This is a genomic window from Mesorhizobium sp. M7A.F.Ca.CA.003.01.2.1, from assembly GCF_003998945.1.
In the GTDB taxonomy this organism is placed as follows: domain Bacteria; phylum Pseudomonadota; class Alphaproteobacteria; order Rhizobiales; family Rhizobiaceae; genus Mesorhizobium; species Mesorhizobium ciceri.
The window spans coordinates 1-7,432 of sequence record NZ_RZRA01000166.1 but is presented as its reverse complement, the minus strand read 5'-3'; the positions used below and the strand labels follow the sequence as shown (position 1 = coordinate 7,432).

The 7,432-nt window shown below is 64.1% G+C and carries 7 protein-coding genes; 4 read left to right on the top strand and 3 right to left on the bottom strand.

Annotation, left to right across the window (positions count from 1 at the left end):
* Positions 1–148: 148 nt before the first annotated feature.
* The gene (locus EN969_RS09525) at positions 149–577 is read left to right on the top strand and encodes a phasin family protein (protein ID WP_024503818.1); all 429 of its coding nucleotides are present in this window, start codon (positions 149–151) and stop codon (positions 575–577) included.
* 190 nt (positions 578–767) lie between these two features.
* Positions 768–1,265, top strand: coding sequence for a MaoC family dehydratase (locus EN969_RS09520; protein ID WP_013531248.1), 498 nt, complete (start codon positions 768–770; stop codon positions 1,263–1,265).
* Positions 1,266–1,302: 37 nt separating this feature from the next.
* Here EN969_RS09520 and EN969_RS09515 read toward each other — a convergent pair whose 3' ends face one another.
* Entirely contained in the window at positions 1,303–2,757 is a 1,455-nt protein-coding gene (locus EN969_RS09515; RefSeq protein ID WP_063168162.1) for an MFS transporter, read from the bottom strand.
* A gap of 128 nt (positions 2,758–2,885) precedes the next feature.
* Between EN969_RS09515 and EN969_RS09510 the strand changes: the two genes are divergently transcribed.
* Entirely contained in the window at positions 2,886–3,779 is an 894-nt protein-coding gene (locus tag EN969_RS09510) for a LysR family transcriptional regulator (RefSeq protein WP_063170254.1), read from the top strand.
* Positions 3,780–3,828: 49 nt separating this feature from the next.
* Here EN969_RS09510 and cml read toward each other — a convergent pair whose 3' ends face one another.
* Entirely contained in the window at positions 3,829–5,025 is a 1,197-nt protein-coding gene (gene cml / locus EN969_RS09505; protein ID WP_063168161.1) for a CmlA/FloR family chloramphenicol efflux MFS transporter, read from the bottom strand.
* Positions 5,026–5,259: 234 nt separating this feature from the next.
* Positions 5,260–6,663, bottom strand: a complete 1,404-nt coding sequence (locus EN969_RS09500; protein ID WP_127419090.1) for a PLP-dependent aminotransferase family protein — start codon at positions 6,661–6,663, stop codon at positions 5,260–5,262.
* Positions 6,664–6,767: 104 nt separating this feature from the next.
* On the opposite strand from EN969_RS09500, the gene EN969_RS09495 reads away from it, so the two are divergent.
* Positions 6,768–7,432: DMT family transporter (locus EN969_RS09495; protein WP_164758196.1), on the top strand; the 665-nt coding region annotated here is incomplete at its 3' end.

Below are 7,432 nucleotides of genomic sequence, written 5' to 3'. Positions count from 1 at the left end.
GCTCTATGTGGCCGAGCGGCTGTTCCTCGTGAATTGATGCGCGGCCAGACTGGCGCTCATTCCTCCGCGTCCGAATGGACTCACGGCACGCGAGTGTTATTCTCCATCCGAGGGTGCCCGCATCCGCGGCAAAGGGGAGCAAACAAGCATGGCAAAACAACCGGAATCCGATTCCTTCATGGACATGTTCGGCAGGTTCGGCCGCGACCTGAAGGTGCCGAATGTCGATGTCGAGGCGATCCTCGCCCATCATCGCAAGAACCTCGAAGCGCTGGAGAAATCGGCACGAGCCGGTGCCGCCGGCGCCACCTCGCTGTTGTCCCGGCAGCGCGAGATGCTGCAGGATACGCTGCGCGAGGTCACCGATATGGCGCAAAGCTACAGGGCGCCGGGCAATCCGCAGGAACTGATGGCCAAACAGACGGAGTTTGCCAGAAAGTCCTTCGAGGCCGCGTTGAAAAATGCCGGCGAAGTGGCTGAACTGGTCAAGAAATCCGGTGCCGAATCGGTCGACATCCTGCGCACCCGCATCAAGGAGGCGATGGAGGAAATCCGCGCCGGCTACGAGAAGAAGTAGCGGATGTGGCCGGGACCGGTTCATGGCTGCCGGCCGCCCTGAAGACCGGAAAGCCCGAGTTGGCCTGCGACTGCGCCGGCGGCGTGGCACGATTGCGGCCGAAATCGACGGAACGGATTCGTGTAGAGCGAATTGACAGAGGCCGTCAGTTCGTGGTCCGGAGGCTCTGGAAGCGATCGGGAAACCAGGAATGAACGAAATACGGCCTAAAACGCCGCCTACCTACGAGCAGTTGAGGACGATGGCCGGGCTGGAACTCGGCGTGTCGGAGTGGACGACGGTCGACCAGAACCGCATCGATCAGTTCGCTGAATGCACCGGCGACCATCAATGGATTCATGTCGACCCTGAAAGGGCGCGGCGGCAAAGCCCGTTCCGCACGACGATCGCGCATGGCTATCTGACGCTGTCGATCATCGGCGCGCTGGCGCTCGGCATGGGCATCGTGCCCGAGAATACGCAGGCCGCCTTCAATTATGGCTTCGACAAAGTACGCTTCCTGGCGCCGGTCAGGGTCGGCGCCCGCATCAGACTGCGCATCACGCTGCTGTCCATGGAGGACAGGGGCCCGGGCCAGTATCTGATGAAGGCGGCCAACACGGTCGAGATCGAAGGCGAGGAAAAGCCTGCCTTGACGGCGGAAACGCTGGTCATGCTCTATGAACGCCGCAAGCGGGCAGGTGCCTGAGCCTGTTTGGAATTCTACTCTCTGAGCGGTGTGCGCGTCACGAAGCCCTGGATTCTGCGCGGCCTGTGGCGCGGGCCGAGAGCAGTGCGAGGAACAGCGCAGCCAGCGCCAGCACCGTCGCCGTCTGAAAGGTGACCTGCATTCCCCGGGCGGCGGCCTCGGAACTCAGAAGACCAATGCCTTCGTGCCCTTCGGCCGATGCGACGGCGAATATGGCGCCCATCAACGAGGCGCCGGTGATGAGCCCGAGATTGCGCGAAAGGTTGAGCAGACCGGAGACGACGCCGCGCTGACCCGCGTCAACGCCGGTCATGACGGCTGCATTGTTCGACGTCTGGAACAGCGCGTAGCCGATGCAGGTGACGGTGATCGCAACGACATAGCCGGCAATGCCGAATCTGGTCACGGCGAGCGACAGCAGGAACGTGCCTGTCGTGAGGCTGAGCAGGCCTGCGACCATCATCCTATGAGCGCCGAAGCGGTCGGTCAGGCGTCCGGCCACCAGCGCCGACAAGGTCGAGACGAGCGGGCCGGTCGACAGCACCACACCCACCATTGCAGCATCCAGCCCGAGCCCGCGCGACAGGTAGAACGGAGCCACAACCAGCGTCGCCATCATCACCGTGGCGACGACGAGGCTCATGGCGAGACTGGCACTCAGCTGGAGATCGCGGAAGCTGGCAAGCCGGATCAAGGGGTTTTTCACTCTCGCCTGCGCGGCGGCGAAAAGAAAAACGCCGGTGCCTGCGGCGATCAGCAGGCCGATGTTGAGCGTGCCGAAATTGCCTCTGCCCAGCGTCATCGCCAGCGCATAGGCGGCCAACGTCAGGGCCAGCAGGGCGGTGCCCACGACATCGAACGTGCCTCGGTCGAGCCGCGCGGTTTTATTGCGTGCCGGCAGGGCACGCCAGGCAAGAGCGAAGGTGAGCACTCCCAGCGGGACATTGACGAGGAAGATCGCCCGCCAGCCGAAGCCGGTGATCAAAAGGCCGCCGAGCGAGGGGCCAAGTGTCGTGCCGATCGCGGACATGGCGCCGAGCAGGCCCATGGCGCCGCCGATTCTGTCTTTGGTCACGGTTTCGGCGACGAAGGCCAGCGTCAGCGCCATCATCAGCGCTGCGCCAAGTCCCTGCACGGCGCGTGCGGCAATCAGCAGCCAGAGTGTCGGCGCCAGGCCGCAGAGCACCGATGCGGACGTGAACAGCGCGATGCCCCCAAGCAGCAACGGTCGGCGCCCGAACATGTCGGCCAGCCGGCCGGCGCTGACGATCAGTGTGGTGATGGCGAGGAGATAGGCCAGAACAACCCATTGCACGGCCTGGAACGTCGCGCCGAAATTCTGCATCAGCGACGGCAGCCCGACGCTGGCAATGCTGGTTCCCAGCGACGACAGCAGTGTGGCGAGCGACAGGCTTGCCAACGCCCAGCCGGCGGATTGCATCCGTGGTGGCGCCGATGTCAGCGCGTCCGGATTTTGCTCAGCGATTGCCACGGCGATCTCCTTCCATCAGTCCCACAACCGGAACTGCTGGAGATCTAGTTCCTTGGCCAATGTGGCGGAAGGCGCAGCATTTGCATCTTATTCGTGCGTTTGGCGCCATATCATGTCATGATCTGCCGATGACATCACCCGATCTCAACTTACTGTTCGCTCTCGACGTCCTGCTGACCGAAGGCAGCGTGGCGCGCGCCGCCAGCCGCCTACGCCTCAGCCCTTCGGCGATGAGCCGCACGCTGGCGCGACTGCGCCAGGCGACGGGCGATCCGCTGCTGGTTCGCGCCGGTCGAGGCCTTGTGGCTACGCCGCGTGCGGAAGAACTGCGACAGCAGGTAGGCCCTGTCGTCCAGGATGCGGAGGCGATCCTGCGCCCTGCCACCTTGCTCGATCTCCCGAACCTGGACAGGGTCTTCACGCTGCGCACCAATGAGAGCTTCGTCGAAGAGTTCGCACCTCGTCTCGTTGCCCGTATCCAGGCCGATGCGCCCGGCGTGCGGCTGCGCTTTGCACCGAAGTCCGACCGGGACGTCATGTCGCTGCGCGACGCGGCGATCGATCTGGACATAGGCGTCGCTGGCGAGACCGGCCCGGAGGTGCGCATCCAGGCGCTGCTTCGCGACCGCTTCATCGGCGCCGTGCGAACGGGCCATCCCTTGACCGAGGGCGCGGTGACGCCTGAGCGCTATGCCGCAGGCCGACACATCAGCGTTTCACGGCGTGGCCGCGAGAAAGGGCCGATCGACGAGGCTTTGAACCGGCTCGGGCTGCGGCGGACCGTCGTGTGCATGGTTTCCGGTTTCTCGGCAGCCCTTGCCATGGCCCGCACATCAGACCTGATCGCCAGCGTTCCGGAGCGGCATACCGAGGGCGCACGCGCCGGCATGCGCAGTTTTCCCCTGCCGGTTGCCACCGCGGAAGTCACTATCTCCATGCTCTGGCATCCGCGCCTCGATGCCGATCCGGCGCAACGCTGGTTGCGCGACTGTGTGCGGGAGGTGTGTGCGGCGTCGCGCTGACAACGATGAGAAGCCTGCGCCAACCGCCCAGGCTTCTCATCTGTCCAGTCTATTCGGTTTGGCGTTTCTGCAAATGCCTCAGTGCGCTTAGTGTGAGCGTCGCCATGACCGAACAGTAGGCGACCAGCGGCCACGCCGTGTCTCCGCCGAGCAGGACGACGAACAACGTGCCGAAGATGCCGACGACAAGGCTCTGGATGCAGAAGTAGAGTGCGACTGCGGTTCCCGCGACATCGCCAAACGCCTCGAGTGCACCGTTTGCGGTGACTGAGACAATGAAGACGATACCCACGGCAACGACCCACATCGGCAAGATAAATGTCGCGAAGGAGGGCTGTGCGAACAGTTGCCCCACTGCCAATAGCGCCGCGCCGAACAGCAGCATCGCCATGCCCCTGATGGCACTGCCGGCGATGCCCCAGCTTGCAATGAACCTTCTGGCGAAACGGGTGGTGACGATCATCACCAGCGCCGCGGTGGCGAAGGCTAGACTGAAGCCGAACTGTGAAAAGCCGGCGCGATCCATGAGCACCCGTGGCGCAGTCGAAAAGAACACGAAGAAGGCGCCCATGGCGGCACTGAATGCAAGCGTGTAGGTCCAGAAGGCAAGACTGGAGAGAATGGGTCGAAGCGCCATTCGCCTGGTATCGCCATTCGAGGGGCGGGTTTCGTGCCATTTCGGCCATGCGTTGAGGGTAGCTGCCGTGGCCAGGACTCCGAGCGTCAGGAAGATCGCCCGCCAGCCGAAATTGTCGGCAATCAACGCACCGGCAACCGGCCCCAACGCCGGCACGAAAGCCAACATCGAGCTGAACAGGCCGTAAATGACGGCACTTTCGGGTCTTTGCGCATAGACGTCGCGAACCGTTGCGAAGGTTGCAACGAGAATGGCGGACGCACCAATGGACTGCATGACGCGCAGGACGACGAAGACAGCGGCCAGTGAGGTGCTGGCGAGCAGAAAGGAAGCGCCTGAAAACAAAAGCGCGCCACCGATCAGCACCGGGCGCCTGCCGATCCTGTCGGAAATCGGGCCGAAGACGACTTGGCCGAGCCCAAGACAGATCATGTAGAGGCTCAGCGTCAGCTGGATGACATCAGGCGATGTCTCGAGGATCCCCGGCATCGCCGGGACAATCGGGAGGTAGATGTCCATGGCCAGCGAGGCCAGGATGTCGAAGGGCGCCATCAGCACCATGGCTGCTGGCAGGGAAGTGGTCCATGTCGGGTTTTTTGGAAAAGGCATGATTGAACATCCGCTCAAATGGCTACATTTGGCGGCGATCTGCCGTTCTCAATGAAGATGGGAAATGACGGGCCGCCGCAACAACGAAGTGCTGTTGCGGCCTACTTGTCTGCTGACTTGCTGGTTCCCATAAACGCTATCCCGGAAAATGACGGCGCAGACATTCTCTCGAGTGCGCTCGCGTTTCCCTAGCAGCCGAAGGTTGCCCAGGCAACAGGATCAGCTTGATGCGCGTCAACGCGCCATCGCCGCCTCGAGCACCCTGAAAATCCGCTCGTCCGCGCATTGGGCAACGTTGAAGCGCAGGAAACGGCCAGCCGTTCCGGACAGGCTGAATGCGTTGCCGGGCGCCAGCACGATGTTGTCGGCCAGAGAGCGGCGGGCGACTTCGGCCGCATCGACGCCGTCCGGCAGACTGCACCACAGGAAGAGGCCAGCCGGCTGGTCGATCCACGGCGTGATGCCGATCGCTTTCAGGTGGGCGGCCGTCTCGCCCATGGCGCGCGCAAGCTTCGCGCGCAGCAAATCCATGTGCTTGCGGTAGCTGCCGTCCTTCAGCAACGTCAGCACCAGTTCGGCCGCGAGCCGCCCGCCGCCGAAGGTCGTGGCGATTTTGAGGTCGGTCAGGGGCTCGATCCAGTCGCGCGGTGCGGCGATGAAGCCGCAGCGAACCGATGCCGACAGCGTCTTGGAGAAGCTGCCGATATGGACAACGCGGTTGAGGCCATCGAACGCCGCCAGCCTGGGGGCGGGCGCATGTTCGAAATCGGCGAAGATGTCGTCCTCGACGATGGTCAATTGCGATTGGTCGGCGAGTTTCAGCAGCCGGTGCGCGGTGACTGGCGACAGCACCGCGCCGGTCGGATTGTGGATGCCGGAATTGGTGATGTAGAGGCGTGGCCGATGCTCGGCCAACGCCTGCGCGAACAGATCGATATCCGGCCCCGACGGCGTGTAGGGAACGCTGACGACCTTGGCCCGGTGAGCGCGCAACAGGGCGTGGAAGTTGAAGTAGCAGGGGTCGTCGACCAGCACGGTGTCGCCGGGCTCGATCAGGAACCGGCACAGGAGGTCGATGGCCTGCGTACCTGATTCCGTCAGCATGATCTGCTCGGGCGAGGCCTCGATGCCATGCCCGGCCATGCGCCGCGCCAGCAATTGCCGCAGCGGTGGCAGGCCGAGCGGCGTGCCGTAATCGGCCAGTGCGACATCGTCGGCACGCGCCACCGTGCGCAGCGCCCGGCGCAGCCCTGCCTGTGGCATCCATGAAGCGGGCAGCCAGCCACAGCCGGGCTTCAGCATGCCATCGCCGGCCTCCAGGGACTGTCGCGAGATCCAGAGCGGATCGACGGCGCGGTCGAGGCGGGGGCCGATTTCGGCCAGCGACAGCGGCGCCAGCGATCCGGCGGCATAGAAGCCGGAGCCCGGCCGCGAGCGGATCGCGCTTTCGGCGGCGAGCCGCTCATAGGCTTCGACCACGGTGGATTTGGACACTCGCATGGATTTGGCAAAGGCGCGGATCGACGGCAATTGCGCTCCCGGCGTCAGGCTGCGCGCCGCGATCCGCTGGCGGATCGTCGCCATGACGCCTTCGACCAGCGTACCGCCGCTCTCGCTTCCTGTAGTCTGCTTGTCCATCCGTACTGCTCTGCTGACTATGACAGTTTTGCATAATTGTACCGCATTGTCTCTGGCGATACTACCGGCTCCGCGCGATACGGAGCCGACAAACGGAGCATACGATGGACAAGACCGCGAGTGGCTGGATGAATGGATTCATCGGCGTGTTGATCTTCAGCGGCTCGCTGCCGGCGACGCGCGTGGCGGTCAGGGAATTCGATCCGACATTCCTGACCTCGGCCCGGGCGGCGATTGCCGGACTGCTTGGCCTTGCGCTGCTGCTCCTGTTTCGGCAGAAACGCCCGGAGCGCGGCGATCTGCTGTCGCTGGTGATCGTGGCACTTGGCGTGGTTGTCGGCTTTCCCTTGCTGACCGCGCTGGCGCTGAAGCACGTCACCACGGCCCATTCCATTATCTTCGTCGGCCTGCTGCCGCTGGCCACTGCGATATTCGGCGTGCTGCGCGGCGGCGATCGGCCGCGCCCGGCGTTCTGGTTGTTTTCATGCATAGGCAGTGCGCTGGTCGCGGGCTTTGCGCTGACGCAGGGCGTGACTGCCTCGCCGGTCGGCGACGGTCTGATGCTGGCTGCCATCATCGCTTGCGGCCTCGGCTATGCCGAGGGCGCCGCGCTGTCGCGCAGGCTCGGCGGCTGGCAAGTGATCTGCTGGGCGCTGGTGCTGTCGCTGCCGATCATGCTGGTGCTGACGCTGCTGACCATGCCGCCGTCGTTCGACGGCGTCGGCGTCAGTGCGTGGATGGGGCTTGCCTATGTCTCGCTGTTCAGCAT